This is a genomic window from Bacillus sp. mrc49, from assembly GCF_002803435.1.
In genome coordinates this window covers 1-430 of record NZ_PHNG01000277.1, presented here as the reverse complement: position 1 = coordinate 430, position 430 = coordinate 1, and the positions used below count along the sequence as shown (strand labels likewise).

Sequence of the window (430 nt, the reverse complement as noted above, 5' to 3'; positions counted from 1 at the left end):
TGAAGATGAGTAAGGTCCAATTAATTACTAATCAATTAGGGACACATCTATTGAAGCAGATTGATTCTGCTTCTTCTATTTGTATTTTAACCTCTTTTGTAATGAAATCTGGTGTTCAATATTTGAAGGAAGCATTAAAAGCAGCTGCGGAGCGTGGAGCGGAAATTAAAGTGTGTACCGGCGATTATTTGTTTGTGACCCAGCCAGAAGCATTAAGGATGCTCTTAGAGGTTGATGCAAGGATTGAGGTCAGATTATGGAAGAGTAATGGGGTCTCCTTTCATCCTAAAGCTTACTTATTTCAAAAAGAAAATCAAGATAGCCTGTTCGTTGGATCATCTAATCTTTCACGTTCGGCCTTAAGTAATGGAGTGGAATGGAGTCTTTCTGTTAGTGATGATGAAGCGGTCTTTTCCCAAGGACTGCATCT

The 430-nt window shown here is 39.1% G+C and carries 1 protein-coding gene; it reads left to right on the top strand.

What is annotated here, in order from left to right; translation table 11 throughout:
* Positions 1 to 5 precede the first annotated feature (5 nt).
* The coding region (locus CVN76_RS01950; RefSeq protein WP_232732061.1) for a phospholipase D-like domain-containing protein at positions 6 to 430 on the top strand (425 nt) is incomplete at its 3' end.